General features: G+C 71.4%; 16 protein-coding genes and 1 pseudogene. 9 read left to right on the forward strand and 8 right to left on the reverse strand.

Annotation, left to right across the window (positions count from 1 at the left end; all coding sequences use genetic code 11):
• Together ACWD0J_RS00005 and ACWD0J_RS00010 are read right to left on the reverse strand one after the other, a co-directional pair.
• Positions 1 to 93: pseudogene (locus tag ACWD0J_RS00005) on the reverse strand (carbamoyl-phosphate synthase domain-containing protein); the annotation flags it as partial.
• Between the two features lie 37 nt (positions 94 to 130).
• Entirely contained in the window at positions 131 to 2,965 is a 2,835-nt protein-coding gene (locus ACWD0J_RS00010) for a penicillin acylase family protein (RefSeq protein WP_451493394.1), read from the reverse strand.
• Between the two features lie 268 nt (positions 2,966 to 3,233).
• Between ACWD0J_RS00010 and ACWD0J_RS00015 the strand changes: the two genes are divergently transcribed.
• From ACWD0J_RS00015 to mscL, 6 genes are all read left to right on the forward strand, one after another.
• Positions 3,234 to 4,742 carry a potassium/proton antiporter gene (locus ACWD0J_RS00015; protein WP_451493629.1) on the forward strand — a complete coding sequence of 503 codons (1,509 nt, stop codon included), beginning with the start codon at positions 3,234 to 3,236 and terminating at the stop codon, positions 4,740 to 4,742.
• Positions 4,743 to 5,016: 274 nt separating this feature from the next.
• A complete protein-coding gene (locus ACWD0J_RS00020) occupies positions 5,017 to 6,279 on the forward strand; it encodes an MFS transporter (RefSeq protein WP_451493395.1) in 1,263 nt (420 codons plus the stop codon).
• A 67-nt stretch (positions 6,280 to 6,346) separates the two neighbouring features.
• Positions 6,347 to 6,682 (forward strand): FmdB family zinc ribbon protein, encoded by a 336-nt coding sequence (locus ACWD0J_RS00025; RefSeq protein ID WP_451493396.1) that lies wholly within the window; start codon positions 6,347 to 6,349, stop codon positions 6,680 to 6,682.
• 78 nt (positions 6,683 to 6,760) lie between these two features.
• On the forward strand, positions 6,761 to 7,603 hold the full coding sequence (locus tag ACWD0J_RS00030) for an S-methyl-5'-thioadenosine phosphorylase (protein ID WP_451493397.1): 843 nt from the start codon (positions 6,761 to 6,763) through the stop codon (positions 7,601 to 7,603).
• A gap of 152 nt (positions 7,604 to 7,755) precedes the next feature.
• Positions 7,756 to 8,313: a hypothetical protein gene (locus ACWD0J_RS00035; RefSeq protein ID WP_451493398.1), complete on the forward strand. Its 558-nt coding sequence runs from the start codon at positions 7,756 to 7,758 to the stop codon at positions 8,311 to 8,313.
• Positions 8,314 to 8,451: 138 nt separating this feature from the next.
• Positions 8,452 to 8,934, forward strand: coding sequence for a large conductance mechanosensitive channel protein MscL (mscL, locus tag ACWD0J_RS00040; RefSeq protein ID WP_451493399.1), 483 nt, complete (start codon positions 8,452 to 8,454; stop codon positions 8,932 to 8,934).
• A 28-nt stretch (positions 8,935 to 8,962) separates the two neighbouring features.
• Here mscL and ACWD0J_RS00045 read toward each other — a convergent pair whose 3' ends face one another.
• Positions 8,963 to 9,145, reverse strand: a complete 183-nt coding sequence (locus ACWD0J_RS00045; protein WP_451493400.1) for a hypothetical protein — start codon at positions 9,143 to 9,145, stop codon at positions 8,963 to 8,965.
• A 217-nt stretch (positions 9,146 to 9,362) separates the two neighbouring features.
• On the opposite strand from ACWD0J_RS00045, the gene ACWD0J_RS00050 reads away from it, so the two are divergent.
• The 3 genes from ACWD0J_RS00050 (at position 9,363) to ACWD0J_RS00060 (ending at position 12,765) form a co-directional block, all read left to right on the forward strand.
• Positions 9,363 to 10,391, forward strand: coding sequence for a P1 family peptidase (locus ACWD0J_RS00050; RefSeq protein ID WP_451493401.1), 1,029 nt, complete (start codon positions 9,363 to 9,365; stop codon positions 10,389 to 10,391).
• Between the two features lie 214 nt (positions 10,392 to 10,605).
• Positions 10,606 to 11,823 (forward strand): Ig-like domain-containing protein, encoded by a 1,218-nt coding sequence (locus tag ACWD0J_RS00055; RefSeq protein WP_451493402.1) that lies wholly within the window; start codon positions 10,606 to 10,608, stop codon positions 11,821 to 11,823.
• A gap of 189 nt (positions 11,824 to 12,012) precedes the next feature.
• Complete coding sequence (locus tag ACWD0J_RS00060; RefSeq protein WP_451493403.1) at positions 12,013 to 12,765, forward strand: DUF6227 family protein; 753 nt, start codon at positions 12,013 to 12,015, stop codon at positions 12,763 to 12,765.
• Between the two features lie 28 nt (positions 12,766 to 12,793).
• On the opposite strand, the gene ACWD0J_RS00065 is transcribed toward ACWD0J_RS00060, so the two are convergent.
• The 5 genes from ACWD0J_RS00065 to ACWD0J_RS00085 all read right to left on the reverse strand — a co-directional run bounded on the left by ACWD0J_RS00065 (position 12,794) and on the right by ACWD0J_RS00085 (position 19,038).
• Positions 12,794 to 13,045, reverse strand: coding sequence for a hypothetical protein (locus ACWD0J_RS00065; RefSeq protein ID WP_451493404.1), 252 nt, complete (start codon positions 13,043 to 13,045; stop codon positions 12,794 to 12,796).
• A gap of 178 nt (positions 13,046 to 13,223) precedes the next feature.
• Complete coding sequence (locus ACWD0J_RS00070; protein WP_451493405.1) at positions 13,224 to 15,326, reverse strand: PTS fructose transporter subunit IIABC; 2,103 nt, start codon at positions 15,324 to 15,326, stop codon at positions 13,224 to 13,226.
• Positions 15,327 to 15,564: 238 nt separating this feature from the next.
• The gene (gene pfkB / locus ACWD0J_RS00075) at positions 15,565 to 16,512 is read right to left on the reverse strand and encodes a 1-phosphofructokinase (protein ID WP_451493406.1); all 948 of its coding nucleotides are present in this window, start codon (positions 16,510 to 16,512) and stop codon (positions 15,565 to 15,567) included.
• On the reverse strand, positions 16,509 to 17,270 hold the full coding sequence (locus ACWD0J_RS00080; RefSeq protein WP_451493407.1) for a DeoR/GlpR family DNA-binding transcription regulator: 762 nt from the start codon (positions 17,268 to 17,270) through the stop codon (positions 16,509 to 16,511). The genes pfkB and ACWD0J_RS00080 overlap by 4 nt, the downstream gene beginning before the upstream one ends.
• 256 nt (positions 17,271 to 17,526) lie before the next feature.
• The gene (locus ACWD0J_RS00085) at positions 17,527 to 19,038 is read right to left on the reverse strand and encodes an MFS transporter (protein ID WP_451493408.1); all 1,512 of its coding nucleotides are present in this window, start codon (positions 19,036 to 19,038) and stop codon (positions 17,527 to 17,529) included.
• Positions 19,039 to 19,043: the final 5 nt, after the last annotated feature.

Consider the following 19,043-nt stretch of genomic DNA (forward strand, 5'->3'; position numbering starts at 1 on the left):
CATGGCGCCGCGCTCGCGCAGATGGCGGGTCAGCGCGCGGGTGTCGATGCCGCAGATGCCCACCACCCCCTGCTCGCGCAGCTCGTCTTCGAGGGCGCGTGGAGGGCCGTTCCGACGGCGGGTCAGCGGCTCACGGTCTCAGCACCAGCGTGTCGCTCGTGCTGTCGTCGACCGCCTTGTCGGAGAAGGACCAGTCCAGCAGCTCGCCCTTGACCCACTTGCTCGTCTGGTCGATGTAGTGGGCGCTGTAGGCGTGTCCGGAGGCGCCCGTGAGGTTGATCCACTTCGACTTGTCGAGGTCGTCGAGGTTGACCACCATCCGCATCGACGGCACCCACACGACGTCGTAGCCGCCGGCCGCGTTCCAGCCGGTCGCGTTGACCGCCGCCTCGCCGCCGCCGAGCTTCCACGGGCCGCGGTTGAGCACGTACTGCACGAAGCCGGGGCCCTCGGTGCCCAGGGTCTGGTTCTTCAGGAACAGGCGGTGCAGCCGGCCCCAGCTCCAGGTGTCGATGTCCTTGCCGAGCTTGGCGGTCAGCTCCCAGCGGGCGTCGATCATCGCGCGCTTGAACAGGTCGTCGCGGTTGTCGGCCTTGGGGCGGGTGCCCGACTTGGACGTCTTCCACCAGTCGCTGTCCTCGTCGTCCATGAGGCTGCGGACCACTTCGAACCAGCGGTCGCCGCCGTCGGGCTGCGCCTGGCCGGCGTCGCGCTGGCCGCACTCGCGGACCTTGCCGGTGTCGTCCACCGGCCCGGTCGTGTTGACCGGGTCCACCCACAGGCACTGGCCCTTGACCCGCAGCTCCTTGGGCAGCTTGTTGCCGAAGGCGAGCTTGAGGATGTTGCGCCAGACCGAGTTGAAGTAGGCGGCCGCCGCCGAGTCGGCGTCCTGGGTGTAGTCCCAGCCCTCCAGGAGCTCCTGGGCCTCGCGGACGTCCTTGTCGTCGATGTCGATCTTCAGCAGCTTGGGCACGAGCAGCTTGGCGATCTCACTGCTGTTGTCCAGCTGCATCTGCCGCATGTCGTCGGTGGAGATCTTGCCGCCGCCCTTGATCTTCTGCTCGATCAGGTCGGTGATCCGCTGGCTGCGGGTGCCGTAGCCCCAGTCCGTGGTGAGCGTGTAGGGGTAGTCGTCCTTGTCGATCACGGCCTGGTTGGCGGTGACGATGTACCCGCGCTCCGGGTCGTACTCGTAGGGCAGCTCGTCCTGGTCGATGTACCCGGTCCACTTGTACTTGGAGTCCCAGCCGGGCGCCGGGATGGAGCCGTCGTCGCCGTCCGCGCGCGTGGGGATCTTCCCCGGCAGCGTGTAGCCGATGTGGTTCTCCGTGTCGGCGTAGACCAGGTTCTGCGACGGCACGTCGAAGAGGGCGGCGGCCTCGCGGAAGTCACTCCAGTCCGTCGCCCTGTTGATCGCGAAGACGGCGTCCATGGAGGTGCCCGGGTCCAGCGCGGTCCACCTCAGGGCGATGCCGTAGCCGTCGCCCCGGTCGGGGGCGGAGGTGTCGACGGTGGCCTTCTTGCCGACCTTCACGAGTTCGTCGTTGCGGTCGGACAGCAGGGGCATCCCGTCGCTGGTCTGCCGGACGACGATCTTCTTGGACGCGCCGCCGGCGACCTCGATGGTCTCCTCGCGCGTGGTGAAGGGCTTCACCTTGCCGTCGTACAGGTAGCCGTCGCCGGTGAGCTTCTCCAGGTAGAGGTCGGTGACATCGACGCCGGAGTTGGTCATGCCCCAGGCGATGCTCTGGTTGTGGCCGATGACCACGCCGGGCATGCCCGCGAAGGTGTAGCCGGTGACGTCGTACTGGCACTTGGCGGAGACGGTGCGGCAGTGCAGGCCCATCTGGTACCAGACGGACGGCAGCGAAGCCGACAGGTGCGGGTCGTTGGCCAGCAGCGGCTTGCCGGTGATGGTGTGGCTCCCGGCGACCACCCAGGAGTTCGAGCCGATGCCGTTGCCGTTCACGCCGACGGCCGTGGGGACGTCGTCCAGCACGTCCTGGAGGCCGGACAACTGGCTCTCCAGGGCCGAGCCGGCCGTCGAGGAGGCCGACGAGGACGCGCCCGTAGCGGTGCCTGTGCCGGTTCCGGTGCCTGTGCCTGTGCCGGTTCCGGTGCCCGTGCCGCTCGTGCCGGAGGTGCCGCTGGACGTGCCGCTGCCGGACGTGCCGTCGCCGCCCTCGAACGTCCCGGTCAGCTCGCCGTACTGGCCCTCCTGGACGATCGCCTGGTTGCGGCTGTACGGGTACCGCGGGTAAAGGTCGGCGATCTGCTGGGGCCCGAGGCGGCTGGTCATCAGGGCGCGGTCGATCTCTTCCTGCATGTTGCCGCGCAGGTCCCAGGCCATGGCCTTCAGCCACGAGATCGAGTCGACCGGGGTCCACTCGCCGGGCTTGTAGTCGTTGGTGAAGCCGAGCGCCGCGTACTCCAGGGAGATGTCCTCGCCGCTCTTGCCCTGGAGGTAGGCGTTGACCCCCTTGGCGTAGGCCTGGAGGTACTTCTTCGTGGAGGCCGACAGCTTCTTGTCGTACTCCTGCTTCGCCACCCGGTCCCAGCCCAGGGTGCGCAGGAACTCGTCCTCGTCGACCTGGCTCTTGCCGAACATCTCCGACAGGCGCCCGGAGGTCATGTGCCGGCGCACGTCCATCTCGTAGAACCGGTCCTGCGCCTGGACGTAGCCCTGCGCCATGAACAGGTCCGCGTCGGAGGAGGCGTAGATCTGCGGGATGCCGTAGCTGTCACGCTTGACGTCCACGGGCCCCGAGAGGCCGTCCAGCGTGATCGAGCCCTTGGTCTGCGGGAACGACGCGCGGACGGTACTGATGGACCAGTACGCCCCGTAGGCGACGCCTGCGACGATGGCCAGCACGAGGACGAGGACGAGCAGACGGGCTTTGCGCCCCTTCTTCCTGCCGGACTTGCCGGGCTGCTGACCCGATGAGGCGGTGGTGTTGGGGGGCATCGCTGTCCTTGCTGTCCTAACGCGAGCGGCAGGCGGGCCGTGCTTCTAACTGAGCGCTGGAGCAACCATAGGCGCAGGGCCCGGCGCCACTTGACGCGGAGTCGGGAACGAGCGCGTACGGGCGTTCGATCTTGCCCTGTCAAGCGTCAAGAAATCGTCAAGAGTTAGGTAAGGTAATGAAGTACTTGGACGCGGTACCCCCTGTTCTCGTGTCCGATGTACGTGAGCCCGCGCGCGTGACGCCGCGGGCCGTGGAAGGGAACGGCCGCTGACTGTCCACCACCTCAACCAGCTCCTGCTCGTCTGCTCGCTCGTCCTGCTCGTCGCCGTCGCCGCGGTCCGGATCTCCTCGCGCAGCGGGCTCCCCAGCCTGCTCGTGTACCTGGGCATCGGCGTCGCCATGGGCCAGGACGGCATCGGCGACATCCACTTCGACAACGCCGAACTGACCCAGGTCATCGGATACGCGGCCCTCGTCGTGATCCTGGCCGAGGGTGGTCTCGGCACGAAGTGGAAGGAGATCAGGCCGGCCCTGCCGTCCGCCTCCACGCTGGCGCTGGCCGGGGTCGCGGTGAGCGTCGGGGTGACGGCGACGGCCGCGCACTACCTGATCGGGCTGGAGTGGCGCCAGGCGCTCATCATCGGGGCGGTGGTGTCCTCGACGGACGCGGCGGCGGTCTTCTCGGTGCTGCGCCGGATCCCGCTGCCCTCGCGCGTGATGGGCACGCTGGAGGCCGAGTCCGGCTTCAACGACGCCCCGGTGGTCATCCTGGTGGTCTCCTTCTCCACGGCCGGCCCGGTCGAGCACTGGTACGTGCTGCTCGGGGTGATAGCCCTGGAGCTGGCCATCGGCGCCGCCATCGGTCTCGCGGTGGGCTGGCTGGGCTCCTGGGGCCTCAGACACGTCGCCCTGCCCGCCTCCGGCCTCTATCCCATCGCGGTCATGGCGATCGGGGTCATGGCGTACGCGGCAGGCGCGATGGCCCACGGCAGCGGCTTCCTCGCGGTCTATCTCGCCTCGATGGTGATGGGCAACGCGAAGCTGCCGCACTGGCCGGCCACCCGCGGTTTCGCCGACGGGCTCGGCTGGATCGCCCAGATCGGCATGTTCGTCCTGCTCGGCCTGCTGGTCACCCCGCACGAGCTGGGCGACGACATCCTGCCCGCCCTCGTGATCGGGCTGGTGCTGACGATGGTGGCGCGCCCGCTGAGCGTCGTGCTCTGCCTGACGCCGTTCCGGGTGCCCTGGCAGGAGCAGACGCTCATGTCCTGGGCCGGGCTGCGCGGCGCCGTCCCCATCATCCTGGCGACCATCCCGATGGTGGAGGGCGTCGAGGCCAGCCGCCGCATCTTCAACATCGTCTTCGTCCTGGTCGTCGTCTACACCCTGGTCCAGGGGCCGACCCTGCCCTGGCTGGCCCGGAAACTGCGCCTGGGCGAGGACGCGGAGGCCGCCGCCGACCTCGGGATCGAGTCGGCGCCCCTGGAACGGCTGCGCGGGCACCTTTTGTCCGTCGTCATCCCCAAGGGGTCGAAGATGCACGGCGTCGAGATCAACGAACTGCGGCTGCCGGCCGGGGCCGCGGTCACCCTCGTGGTGCGCGAGGGGAAATCGTTCGTTCCGCTGCCGACGACGGTGCTGCGGCGCGGCGACGAACTGCTCGTGGTCGCCACCGACCCCGTCCGGGACGCGGCGGAACGACGGCTGCGCGCGGTGGGCCACGGCGGCAAGCTCGCCGGATGGCTGGGCACCGACCATGACCACACAGCCCACTGAGGGCTCGTTCCTACGCTTCACCCTTCACGGCATTCACAGGCGCACGCACCCGTGGTGCTCGTTTTCACAGGCCCACCGCGTACCGACCCCTGTACGATGAAGGCGCACCCTGATCGAACCAACTCTGCCTGACGCAGAGCTGGCGCGACCGTATGGCGGCCGAGACGCTCTTCGCAGCACGCACCGGCATCTACCGCAGTCCGCGCAAGAGGACAGCTCTCGGCGCCGGCCCCTTCGGGGAGCCGCGTCACCAGGCGGCAGAAAGGCACGGGCCGTGGCATCCACGGTCACCTCCCGCCCCGGATACGGGCAGCTGCTGCGCACCCGCGGCGCCTGGACGTTCCTGCTCCCCGGCTTCGCGGCACGCCAGCCGTTCGCGATGCTCACCGTCTCCATCGTGCTGCTCGTGCGGCATACCACCGGCTCGTACGGCGCGGCGGGCGCCGCCGCGGCCGTCACCGGTGTCTCCATGGCGGTGTTCGCGCCCTACAGCGGCCGCCTCGCCGACCGCTACGGACAGCGCACCGTGCTGGTCCCGGGCGTCATCGTGCACACGCTGTCGGTCCTGACCCTGACGGCCCTCGCGCTGAGCCACGCTCCCCTGTGGGCGCTGCTCGCAGCAGCCGTGCCGGCGGGCGCCTCGACACCTCAGATCGGGCCCATGGTGCGCGCCCGCTGGGCCGAGAAGCTCAAGGGCTCGCCCCTGATGCCCACCGCGGCGGCCTTCGAGTCGGTCACGGACGAGCTCACCTTCGTCCTCGGCCCACTGCTGGCCACCGCGCTGTGCACGGCGGTGGACCCGGCCGCGGGACTGGTGACGGAGGCCTCGCTGACGCTGCTGGGCGGGCTGCTGTTCGCCGCGCAGAAGAGCACCCAGCCCGCTGTCGCCGGCGGCGGGCACGCGCGCGGGGAGCGCGCCTCGGCTCTGCGCGTCCCCGGAGTGCGGGTCCTGATCGTGGCCTTCCTCGGCATCGGTGCCGTCTTCGGCGGCATGCAGGTCTCGCTGGCCGCGTTCACCGAGTCGATCGGCGAACCCGGTCTGAACGGCGTCCTGTACGGCACCTTCGCCGCCGGCAACATGCTCTCCGGCCTGGTCTGCGGGGCCGTCGCCTGGAAGGTGGCCCCGCAGCGGCGCCTGCTCGTCGGGTACGCCGCCCTCGCGCTCACCGCGTCCGGGCTGTGGGCCGCCCACTCGGTGCTCGTGCTGGCCGGCCTCGGCCTGCTCGTCGGCATGTGCATCGCGCCCGCCCTGATCAGCGGCTACACCCTGGTCGAGGACCTGGTTCCGGCCGGCGCCCGCACCGAGGCGTTCACCTGGCTGACCGGCGCGGTCGCGCTCGGCCAGGCGGCGGCCGTCACGATCGCCGGACAGCTGGAGGACCGCTTCTGGGACGGCGCCGGATTCCTGGTGCCGGCGGGCGGCACCCTGCTCGCCCTGGCGACCCTGCTGGCCCTGCGTTCACGGCTCGCGGCACGGCCCCGCGGCCGGACCGTCGCACGTGGCGTGGGTCACCGCGTGCCGGTGGCAGTGGACTGATCCTCAGGAATACGTCACTATGGACCATCGTTAGCACTCATTGAGTGAGAGTGCCAGGAGGAAGACAGTGCCCACCTACCAGTACCAGTGCACCGAGTGCGGCGAGGGCCTCGAGGCGGTGCAGAAGTTCACCGACGACGCCCTGACCGAGTGCCCCGACTGCCAGGGCCGCCTCAAGAAGGTGTTCTCCGCGGTCGGCATCGTCTTCAAGGGATCCGGCTTCTACCGCAACGACAGCCGCAGCTCCTCGTCGAGCAGCTCGCCGGCGTCGTCCTCGAAGTCGGCCGCGCCGGCGTCCGCCGCGTCCTCGGAGTCGAAGTCGTCCTCCTCGGACTCGAAGGCCTCTTCGGACTCGAAGTCGTCGAGCAGCGGCACCCCGTCCAGCAGCAGCTCCGCCGCGTAGCTCCCAGGTCCTGCCGGACCCTGTCGTCATCCGACGGCGGGGTCCTCGGCGTTCGCGCAGACGGCTAGGGTGCGGACCATGGCGACCAAAGCGAACGCGGAGATCGGCGTGATCGGCGGCTCCGGCTTCTACTCGTTCCTCGACGACGTGACCGAGCTCCAGGTGGACACCCCCTACGGACCGCCCAGCGACTCCCTCTTCCTCGGTGAGGTCGCCGGCCGGCGGGTGGCCTTTCTGCCCCGGCACGGACGCGGCCACCATCTGCCACCGCACCGCATCAACTACCGGGCCAACCTGTGGGCGCTGCGGTCCGTCGGTGTGCGCCAGGTCCTCGGCCCGTGCGCGGTGGGCGGCCTGCGCGCCGACTACGGTCCGGGCACACTGCTGGTGCCGGACCAGCTGGTGGACCGTACGAAGTCCCGGGCGGGCACCTACTTCGACGGGCTGCCGCTGCCGGACGGCACGGTGCCGAACGTCGTGCACGTGTCCCTGGCCGACCCGTACTGCCCGGCCGGGCGGGCGGCGGCACTGAAGGCGGCCCGTGGGCGGGACTGGGAGCCGGTGGACGGCGGCACGCTGGTCGTGATCGAGGGGCCGCGTTTCTCGACCCGTGCCGAATCGTCGTGGCACCAGGCGCAGGGCTGGTCGGTGGTGGGCATGACCGGCCACCCCGAGGCGTCGCTCGCCCGTGAACTGGAGCTCTGCTACACCTCGATGACCCTGGTCACCGATCTCGACGCGGGCGCCGAGACAGGCGAGGGCGTCTCCCACGACGAGGTGCTGCGGGTGTTCGCCGCGAACGTGGACCGGCTTCGGGGCGTGCTGTTCGACGCGGTGGCCGCGCTGCCGGCGGCCGGGGAGCGGGACTGCCTGTGCACGCACGCGCTGGGCGGAATGGATCCCGGATTCCCGCTGCCGTAGCGGGGCCACGGCATCCCGGGGAGGGCGGAACGCCCCGTTCGGGTGAGCGAGTTGTCCACAACCCGCCAGTAACCCACCGGCCCCGGCGGGAATCGGCGCGAAGCCGCATCGTGGCAGGGCAAGCCGATCCCTCGTCGCAGGTGGTGGTCCCCGTGCCCTTCGCTCCTCCTCCCTTCCCCTCCGTTCCTGCCTTCCCCTCCCTTCCTCCCCTCCCGCCCGGTACGGACGCTCCCCCGACGTGCGAGGTACCGCACTTCGCCCCCGTGCGGGTACGCGGCGGGCGCCGTCATCTGCAACGGCTGGTACGGCACCGCAGGCGGGCCGTGGCGGCCGGTCTGGCGATCACGGCGGCCGCGCTCGTGGCGGCGGGGCCCCGGGACCCGGAGCAGCCCCGCGGCCACCCCGTGGCGGATCCGGTACGGGAGCACCGCGCCGTCCGGCTGGTGACGGCACCGGTGCGGATCGCCGACGGGGCCACGGTCCGGTTGCTGCGGCCCGGTGACCGGGTGGACGTCATCGCCGCCGAGCAGACGGCCACCGGCGGCGACGCCCATGTGGTCGCGCGCGGGGCGCGGGTGGCGAAGGTGCCCGAGGCGCTGGACGGCACGGCCGAGGACGGGGCGCTGGTCGTGCTGTCGGTGCCCCGCTCCACCGCGGCTCGGCTGGCCGGCGCGAGCACGACGGCACGGCTGGCGGTGACGCTGTGCTGATCCATGCGACCGCCGGCCCGCGCATGCTGTCGTCACGTCCCTCGTCGGAGCTACCCCCTGGGACACGGGCGCCTTGTCCTGACGTAGGTTGCGGAGCTGTTCGTTCCCCAACCCGCGTGTATGAGGAGAGTCCCCGAGTTGAGCGAGAAGAAGCCGAGCGTCTGGCAGGGTTTCAAGGCCTTCCTGATGCGCGGGAACGTCGTCGATCTGGCGGTGGCGGTGGTCATCGGGGCCGCCTTCACCAACATCGTCAACTCGGTGGTGAAGGGGATCATCAACCCCCTGGTCGGGGCGATCGGCACCAAGAGTCTCGACAGTTACAGCTCGTGTCTCGAGTCCCCGTGCAAGGTCGCGGCGGACGGCACGGTGACGAGCGGCATCCCGATCATGTGGGGCACCGTCCTCGGCGCCACCCTCACCTTCGTGATCACCGCGGCCGTCGTGTACTTCCTGATGGTCCTGCCGATGTCGAAGTACCTGGCCCGCATGGAGGCCCGCAGGAAGGCGAAGGAGGGCACGCAGGAGGTCATGGAGGTGACCGAGCTGGAGGTGCTGAAGGAGATCCGCGACGCGCTGGTCGCACAGCAGCGGCAGCGCGGCCCGGGCCACACCGAGCGGTAGCGGCGGCGGTCCGCCTGGCCCGGCGGGCTCAGATGTGGTGGGGCGGCTTCTCGTCGAGGAAGCGCCTCAGGTCGGCCGCGCTGTCGGCGCCGGGCCGCTCGCCCCACCCACGGTCGGTGTCGTCGACGGACTGCTGGTCCAGCGGATCGTCGAAGACCAGCGCGGCCTTCGGCTCACGCGGCTCGGGCTCGGGCTCGGGGGCGGTGCTCATGCGTCCAGGGTACGGCCCGGGGGCGTCACCACCGCTGGTGGAGCCGTTCACAGGAGCCTCCGCTGCTCAGTGCGCGCATGGTGGAGGCGGGGGTGGTGGCGGTGGCGGTGGCGGGGGGCACGGGCCGCCGGACAACGCCGGTGGGCGCGGGAGCGTCGCAGCCGCCGGTGGGCGTCGGAGCACTGCGGCCCACGGTGGCTGGACGAGACTGGACCTCATGACAGTTGACGCATTGACGGACATCACCGGAGTGCGGGTGGGGCACGCCACGTGTACCGGCGAGGGGTGGCTCACCGGGACGACGGTCGTGCTCGCGCCCGAGGGCGGGGCCGTCGCCGCCGTGGACGTGCGCGGCGGCGGGCCCGGCACCAAGGAGACCGATGCCCTCGATCCGCGCAACCTCGTGCAGAAGGTCGACGCGATCGTGCTGACCGGCGGCAGCGCGTACGGGCTCGACGCGGCGTCCGGGGTGATGGCCTGGCTGGAGGAGCGGGGGCGGGGGGTGCGGGTCGGGGCGGACCCGGCGCACGTCGTACCGGTGGTGCCCGCGGCCTGCGTGTTCGATCTGGGGCGGGGCGGCGACTTCCGGGCCAGACCGGACGCGGCCACCGGACGCGCCGCGGTGGAGGCGGCCGCGGCGAGCCGAGCCGGCGCACCTGTGCCGCAGGGGTGCGTGGGGGCCGGCACGGGAGCCACGGTCGGGCCGCTCAAGGGCGGTGTCGGCAGCGCGAGTACCGTCCTCGGCTCGGGAATCACGGTGGCCGCGCTGGTGGTGGCCAACGCCGCGGGCTCGGTGACGGATCCGGAAACGGGTGTGCTGTACGGGGAGTTGTTCCAGGGGCGGGTGGAGTACCCGCAGGCGCCTGTCCACGAGGAGGCGCTCCGGCGCCTGGCCCAGGTCGCGGCGGACAACGCGCCTCCCCCGCTCAACACGACGCTGGCGGTGGTCGCCACCGACGCGGTCCTGTCGAAGGCACAGGCCCAGAAACTGGCCGGCACGGCGCACGACGGCATCGCGCGGGCGGTGCGCCCGGTGCATCTGCTGCACGACGGCGACACGGTGTTCGCGCTGGCGACCGGCGCACATCCGCTCGGCGCCGACGACCCCCTCGCGCTCAACGAGATCCTCGCGGCGGGCGCGGACACCGTGACCCGCGCGATCGTCCGCGCCGTGCGCGCCGCCGAGCCGACGGCCGGTCCGGGCGGAGTGTGGCCGTCGTACGGGGAGTTGTACGGGGCCGGGTGAGGGATGCGCCGGCCGACGGGCTGAGCGAGCGATTGTCCCGGTTCTGTCACGTGATGGCCTTCACCCGGGGCTTTGGGAACCCGGTCCGTCCGCGATCCCTTCTTTCCTGACGGATTCGTTTCCTGACGGATCTCTTCCTGACGGATCTCTTCCTCACGGATCTTTCTGCACAGCCGGAGCGGATCACCCACACGACAAAAACCTGGAGCAGCTCGTGACAACGCCGGACACAGCAAAGCGGCGCGCGTTGGGGGCCGGTGCCGTCCTGATGGTCGGCGCCCTGACCCTGACCGCCTGCGGTGGGAGCACCGACGCCGAGAAGGACGGAAAGGGTGGCGCGGACTCCCCGAAGACCTCCGCCGCCAAGATCCTCATCTCGGCGAAGGACGGCTCGACCGGCGCGTCGATCAACGCGACCGGCGTGAAGGTCACGGACGGCCGGCTGACCGACGTGAGGATGACGGTCGCCGGGACGGGGGAGGCCGTACCGGGGGCGGTATCCGCGAACGGCGGCGCCTGGAAGCCGAAGGAGCAGCTGGAGCGCGGGACGAAGTACGAGATATCGGCGACCGCGAAGGACACGGACGGCAGGACCACCGCCGCCGACTCGGTCTTCACCACCGTCAGTCCGGCGAACAGCTTCGTCGGGACGTACACGCCGGACGGGGGCACCACGGTCGGCGTCGGGATGCCGGTGTCCTTCAGCTTCGACAAGGCCATCAGCGCCAAGAAGGCCGTGCAGTCGCACATCACGGTGACGTCGAGCAGCGGACAGAAGGTGGTCGGGCACTGGTTCGGCGCGCAGCGGCTCGACTTCCGGCCCGAGGAGTACTGGAAGACCGGGTCCAAGGTCACGATGAAGATCGACCTGGACGGGGTCGAGGGCGCGAACGGTGTCCGCGGGGTGCAGAAGAAGACCGTCACCTTCACGGTCGGGCGCTCGCAGGTGTCCACGGTCGACGTGAACACGCAGACCATGACGGTCGTGCGGGACGGCAAGACCGTCAAGAAGGTGCCGATCTCGGCGGGCGACGCGAAGTACCCCACGTACAACGGGCAGATGGTGATCTCCGAGAAGTTCACGCGGACGCGTATGAACAGCCAGACGGTCGACCTGGGCGGCGAGTACGACATCCCGGACGTGCCGCACGCGATGCGGCTGACCACCTCGGGGACCTTCCTGCACGGCAACTACTGGTACAGCAAGAGCAGCCCGCCCTTCGGCCGCGAGGGCACCAGCCACGGCTGCGTCGGCCTCGCGGACGTGCGGGGCGGGAAGGGGGACACGTCCGCCAAGTGGTTCTACGACAGCTCCCTGATCGGGGACGTGGTGACCGTCAAGAACTCCCCGGACAAAGCGGTGGCGCCCGACAACGGGCTCAACGGCTGGAACATGTCATGGAACGAGTGGGTCGCGGGGAGCGCCGGCTGAGCGGGGGCGCCGACCGGGCAAGGGGCCTCTGACCGGCGGTTTTTGACGGATCATCGGGCCGCGTGGGAACTTCTCTCGCGGTCCGCGCGTTTTCCGGGCGTACGTTTTCTCGGTTCCCGGACATGATGTCCGATCGAGGGGCTACGGTATGCACCCACAAGGTGACATGCAGCAACGCCGGGAGAAACCTTGAGCGTTCCGTACGAGACGGCAGCGTACGAACCACCCGAGTCGCCGGAGTCTCCGGAGGAGCATCTCGCGCGGCTCCTCGGCCGTGCCCTGAACTCCTTCGAGCTGCCCGACGAGACGATACAGCGACTGGACTGCGCGCTGGCGTACGACAGTTCGCTGCACTCCGCGCACCACAGCGCGGGGCTGCACCGCGAGACGTACCGGCACACCTGGCTGCTCGTCGACGGTTCGGCGCTCACGCTGTGGGAGCTCGTCCACAACACCGCTCCGGGCAGCGACCCGCAGCACGAGGTGTACGTCGACGAGGAGGAACTGCGGACCGCCACCGCGCGGCTGCCGCTGCCGCCGGAGGCACCGGACTTCGAGCTGCCGGTGACGGCGCAGTTGTCGCCGGTCCCGGTCCCCGTGCCCCGGCACGCGTACGTGCCGGACGACTCGGCGGATCACGCGCGCCGGCTGCTGCGCCGGGCGGAGAACCCGGACCGGCCGGGCACGGAGACGGCCGCGCTGCTGGCCACGGCGTTCGCCCATCAGATCACCCAGGCCTTCGGCCGGCCGTGCCGCGCCGGCCGGGCGAGGCTGTGCTTCTCGCTCTACGAGCACGCGTTCCTGCTGCGCGACGGCGAGGAGGTCTCCCTCTGGGAGGTCGAGCACACGGCGACGCCGGACGGACGGCACATGTGCGAGGTGTACACGAGCGAGGACGCGGCCAGGGACGCGATGGAGCGGCGCGCGGCGCGGGTCTCCTGAGCGGGGCGCGTGGCTCGCGTGGAGCGGGTCAGCGGCCGGCGCTGAGGCGCCGTACCAGTCCCGCGAACTCGTCCTCTTCCGCCGGGCTCAGCTCGACGGACTCGCGCTGAGGGCCCGTCTGCCGCTGGTGCGGCAGCGCGGGCAGGGTCCGCGCACGCCACCGGGCGGTCTCGACGCGCCCGCGGCGCAGCATGAGGGCCAGACCGATCCCCCAGGCGACGGTCACCAGGACGAGGAAGGTCATACCAAGCAACTGGTAGACGGAGACGTGCTCAGGCATGCGGTCCAGTAGACACCACGGTCCGGGACTGTGGTCCCGGACCGTGACGTATCTCGCAGATGCTGTGAACGGCGCACAGCAGCCCAAAGGGACAGGAACACGCCTTGTTCCGTTCCTGCCCAGCCCAAGGGGACAGGAACACGCCCGGTTCCTGTCCCCTTGGCGGTCGTCGTGCCGCTCAGGCCGCGACGGGCTGCTTCCGTTCCGTCGAGGCCGCGGCCGACTCCTCCGCCGTCTCGGCGGTCACGGCCCCCGGCGCCGGCTTGCGCATGCTCTTCAGGACGACGACCAGCGCCGTCGTGACGCACACGCCCGCCGCGATGGCGACCAGGTAGAGGAGCGGGCTGCCGATCAGCGGGACCACGAAGATGCCGCCGTGCGGGGCGCGCAGCGTGGCGCCGAAGGCCATCGACAGGGCGCCGGTGACCGCGCCGCCCGCCATCGAGGCCGGGATGACGCGCAGCGGGTCGGCCGCGGCGAACGGGATGGCGCCCTCGGAGATGAAGGAGGCGCCCAGGACCCAGGCGGCCTTGCCGTTCTCGCGCTCGGTCGGTGTGAAGAGCTTCTTGCGCAGGGTGGTCGCCAGCGCTATGGCCAGCGGCGGGACCATGCCCGCGGCCATCACGGCGGCCATGACCTTCATCGCGGAGTCGCTGGGGTCCTGGACGGCGATGCCGGCGGTGGCGAAGGCGTACGCGACCTTGTTGACCGGTCCGCCGAGGTCGAAGCACATCATCAGGCCGAGCAGGACGCCCAGCAGGATGGCGTTGGTGCCGGAGAGGCCGGAGAGCCAGTCCGTCATGCCCTTCTGCGCCTCGGCGATCGGCTTGCCGATCACGACGAACATCAGGAAGCCGACGACCAGCGAGGAGATCAGCGGGATCACGACCACCGGCATGATGCCGCGCAGCACCGGCGGGATCCTGACGCGCTGGATCGCGAGGACGACCGCGCCCGCCAGCAGACCGGCGACCAGGCCGCCCAGGAAGCCGGCGGCGATCTGGGAGGCGATCATTCCGCCGACGAAGCCGGGGACGAGACCGGGACGGTCCGCCATGCCGTACGCGATGTATCCGGCGAGGACCGGGATGAGGAAGCCGAAGGCGACCCCGCCGATCTGGAACAGCAGGGCGCCCCAGCTGTCGATCTGGGTCCAGGAGAAGTGCTCCATGACCGAGGGCGCCTTGTTGATCTCCCAGCCGCCGATCGCGAAGCCGAGGGCGATCAGCAGACCGCCCGCGGCGACGAACGGGACCATGTAGCTCACGCCGGTCATCAGCCACTTGCGGAGCTTGGTGCCGTAGTTGTCGCCGGACTCACCGGCCCGCTCGACCGGCGTACCGTCCCTGGCGCCCGCGGTGACCTCGCCGCGCTCGGCCTTGCCGCGCACGCCGGCGATCAGTTCGGCGGGCTTGTTGATGCCGGCCTTCACGCCGACGTCGACCGTCGGCTTCCCGGCGAAGCGGTCCTTGTCCCGTACGGGCACGTCGTGCGCGAAGATCACGCCGTCCGCCGCCGCGATCACGGCCGGGTCGAGCCGGGTGAACCCGGCCGAGCCCTGCGTCTCGACGACGAGTTCGACGCCCGCCTCGCGGCCCGCCTTCTCCAGCGACTCGGCCGCCATGTAGGTGTGGGCGATACCGGTGGGACAGGAGGTGACAGCGACGATACGGAAAGGACGCTCCCGCTGAGCGGAGGCGGCCGGGGCCGGGGCTGCCGGAGCTGCCGGGGCGGCCGGGGCGGCCGGGGCGGCCGGGGCACTGTCACCCGCTGTGGCGTCGGCGGAGGCCGCCGCCGACGCCACAGCGGAGTCTTCCGAGGCACTGTCCGTCGCCGGCGCCTGGTCCCCGCGGATCAGCGCCGCCGCGGTGGCCGCGTCGCCCGCCGACCGCAGCGCGTCGGTGAACTCGGCGTTCATCAGCTGGCGGGCCAGCGAGGACAGGATCGTCAGGTGGGCGTCGTCCGCGCCGGCCGGCGCGGCGATCAGGAAGACCAGGTCGGCGGGGCCGTCCGCCGCGCCGAAGTCGATCCCGGCGGCGCTGCGCCCGAAGGCCAGCGTCGGCTCGGTGACGTGCGCGCTGCGGCAGTGCGGGATGCCGATGCCGCCGTCGAGGCCGGTCGGCATCTGCGCCTCGCGGGCCGCCACGTCGGCGAGGAAGCCCTCCAGGTCGGTCACCCGGCCCAGGGCCACCATGCGCTCGGCGAGGGCACGTGCCGCCGCTTCCTTGGTCTGGGCGGACAGGTCGAGATCGACCAGATCCGCGGTGATCATCTCGCTCATCGCGGGCTCCTTCGCACGCGTATCGCCCGGGGCGTGGGGTGGGCGGGGGTGAGGACAGGGGTGCTGTGGGGGGTGGTGGGGCTCAGGGGCGAGAGGGGGCCGGGGACGGCCCGCCTCCCGGGGATGGCCGGGCGGCTCGCGCGGCCCTGCCTCCCGTGTGCCGCGGCGAGTAACGGGGAGTACCGCCGCGCGAGGGCCGGCCGAGGGGTCGTAGCCGTGGAGGTGGTGGTGAGGACGTTCATGAGACCGGCTCCTTCAGTACGCGGTCCACCGGCACCTCGGCCGTGACGGTCACCGCCGCCGGGTCCAGGTCGCCCGGCGTGGGCATCACGCTGCCGGGCAGCTGTACGGCCGCCGCGCCGTGCGCGACCGCCGAGGCGAGGGCCGTCGGCCCGCTCCCGCCGGCGATCAGGAAACCGGCCAGCGAGGAGTCGCCGGCACCCACATTGCTGCGTACGGCGGCCACGCGCGCGCCGGCGAACCAGGCGCCCGCGTCGTCCACGAGCAGCTGCCCGTCGGCGCCCAGGCTGGCGAGCACGGCGCGGGCGCCCATCGCGCGCAGCTCCTCGGCCGCCTTCACCGCGTCGCCCACTGTGGCCAGCGGGCGTCCGACGGCCTCGGCGAGTTCCTCGGCGTTCGGCTTCACCACGTCGGGCCGCTCGCGCAGCGCGGCGAGCAGAGCGGGCCCGGAGGTGTCCAGTGCGATGCGCGCGCCCACGGCGTGCGCCCGCGCGACGAGCTCGGCGTACCACTCCGGCGCGAGGCCGCGCGGCAGGCTGCCGCAGCAGGCGATCCAGTCCGCGTCGCGCGACTGCGTGCGCACCGTCTCCAGGAGCAGCTCCTGCTCCTGCGCCGACAGCTCCGGACCCGGTGCGTTGATCTTCGTGAGGACGCCGTCGGACTCCGCGAGCGCGATGTTCGAGCGGGTGGCTCCGGCGACCGGGACCGGCGCGACCTCGATGCCCTGCGCCTTCAGCAGGTCGGCGACGAGTGCGCCCGGCGCACCGCCCAGGGGCAGCACCGCGACCGTGCGCTGTCCGGCGGCCGAGACGGCGCGCGAGACGTTCACGCCCTTGCCGCCGGGGTCCATGCGCTCGCCGGTGGCGCGGATGACCTCGCCACGCTCCAGCGAGGGGACCTCGTAGGTGCGGTCCAGGGACGGGTTCGGGGTGACGGTGAGGATCATGCGCGCACTACTTCCGTGCCGCCGCGCTCGATCGCGGTGGCGTCTTCGGGGCTCAGCCCGCTGTCGGTGATCAGCAGGTCCACGTCGCTCAGGGCGCCGAAGCGGGCGAACTGCTGCTGGCCGTGCTTGGAGGAGTCGGCGAGCAGCACCACGCGGCGGGCCGCGGTCATCGCCGCCCGCTTCACCGCGGCCTCGGCGAGGTCGGGGGTGGTCAGGCCATGGCCGGCGGAGAAGCCGTTGGCCGCCACGAAGGCGACATCGGCCCGGATCTCGCCGTACGCGCGCAGGGCCCAGGCGTCCACGGCGGCGCGCGTACGGTGCCGTACGCGCCCTCCGACGAGGTGGAGCTGGATGCCGGGGTGGTCCGCGAGGCGGGCCGCGATCGGCAGGGAGTGCGTGACGACGGTGAGCGAGGCCTCCAGCGGGATGGCGGCGGCCACGCGGGCGACCGTCGTCCCGGCGTCGAGAACCATCGTGCCCTCGGTGGGCAGCTCGGCGAGGGCCGCCTTGGCGATGCGGTCCTTCTCGTCGGCGGCCGTCGTCTCGCGCTCGGCGAGGTCCGGCTCGAAGTCGAGGCGGCCGGCCGGGATGGCCCCGCCGTGCACCCGGCGGAGGAGGCCGGCGCGGTCGAGGGCCTTCAGGTCCCGGCGGATGGTCTCCGCGGTGACCTGGAACTCCTCGGCCAGCGACACCACGTCCACCCGGCCGCCGTCCCGGGCCAGCCGGAGGATCTCCTGCTGCCGCTCCGGTGCGTACATGTCCGTTCGCCTCCGACCTGTGCCCGAACCTGTGGTTTCGCCAGGGAGGCTACGCCCGGATGTCCGGAAAGTAAACAGGTTGAGACGCGATTCGGGCATGAACGGACTTCCGTATGTGCCGGAGCACGCACGGAGGCCGGATTTCCGTACGTGGCCGAGCACGCACGAAGGCCGCACTTCAGTGCACGCAAGGAGGCCCGGCACCTCCGGTGCCGGGCCCTGTCTGGTCATGACGCGCCGTACGGCGGCCGCCGGCTCAGGACACGAGCTCGGGCTCCTTCTCCGCCACCGCCCCGAGCTCCGGTCCCGTCCCCTCCGCATGCTGGGCCGGCCGCTTCGGCAGGGCGAACATCAGCAGGAAGATGGCGCCCATCACGGCGGCCACCCAGCCCAGCGCGTGCTGGAAGGCGTCCGCGAAGGCCGGACCCAGCTGGGCCGGCAGCAGGTCGTCGCCGATCTTCCCGAAGAAGACCACCGACACCAGGCCGAGTCCCAGCGCGTTGCCCATCTGCTGCACGGTGTTGATGAGCCCCGACGCCGAACCCGAGTGTTCGCGCGGCACCTCCGAGAGCACCGCGTCGGTCAGCGGGGCGACGATCAGACCCATCCCCACGCCCATCACGACCAGCGGCGGAACCATCTGCCAGGACGTGATGGCGAGGCCGTACCGCTCGGACTCCCAGATGTAGAGCAGGACGCCCGCCGCCATCAGCAGCGCACCCGCCTGGAGCACCTTGCGGCCGAAGCGCGGGACCAGTTGCTGCACCGACAGACCGGCCGCCAGCGACACCGCGATCGAGAAGGGGACGCCGGTCAGCCCGGCCCGCAGCGGGGTCCAGCCCAGGCCGTCCTGCATGTACAGCGTCCACACCAGGAAGAAGATGCCGAGCCCGATCCCGAAGACGGTCTGCACGGCGATACCGGCGGCGAAGCTCTTGACCCGGAACAGGGAGAGCTCGATCAGCGGGGAGCCGTCCCGCGCCGCCTTGCGCCGCTCGTACGCCACCAGCGCCGCGAACACCCCGAACGCGCCCGCCATCGAGCCGTATCCCCACAGCGGCCAGCCCAGCTCGCGGCCGCGGGTGAGCGGGTAGAGCAGCATCAGCAGGCCGACGACGACCAGGGTGACCCCGACGAGGTCGAGCTTCAGGGCCTTCGGCGCCTTCGACTCGGTGATGAAGCGGCTGCCGAGGACGAGTCCCGCGATGCCGACCGGAAGGTTGATGAGGAAGATCGGCCGCCATTCGAGCCCGAACAGGTTCCACTCGGTCAGCAGCGCGCCGAGCAGCGGACCGGAGACGGCCCCCAGCCCGACGACCGCGCCGAACAGCCCGAACACCTTGCCCCGCTCGTGCGCCGGGAAGGTGGCGTGCACGATCGACAGGACCTGCGGCACCATCAGCGCCGCCATGCCGCCCTGGAGGATGCGGGAGGCGACCAGCATCTCCGGGTTCGCGGCGAGGCCGCACAGCGCGGAGGCGACGGTGAAACCGCCGATGCCGACCAGGAACACCCGCTTGCGGCCGTGGATGTCACCGAGCCGTCCGCCGGTGATCAGCCCGGCGGCGAAGGCGAGCGCGTAGCCGGCCGTTATCCACTGGATGTGGCTGAAGGAGGCACCCACGTCCTGCCGGATCGACGGGATGGCGATGTTGACGATCGTGACGTCGACAAGGTCCATGAAGGCCGCGGTCATCACGATGGCGAGGGCGAACCAGCGGCGCCGGTCGCTCGGTGCCGTGGGCCCGGTGGTGGTGGATGAGGTCATGTCCG

The sequence above is a fragment of the Streptomyces sp. NPDC003011 genome (assembly GCF_053591515.1).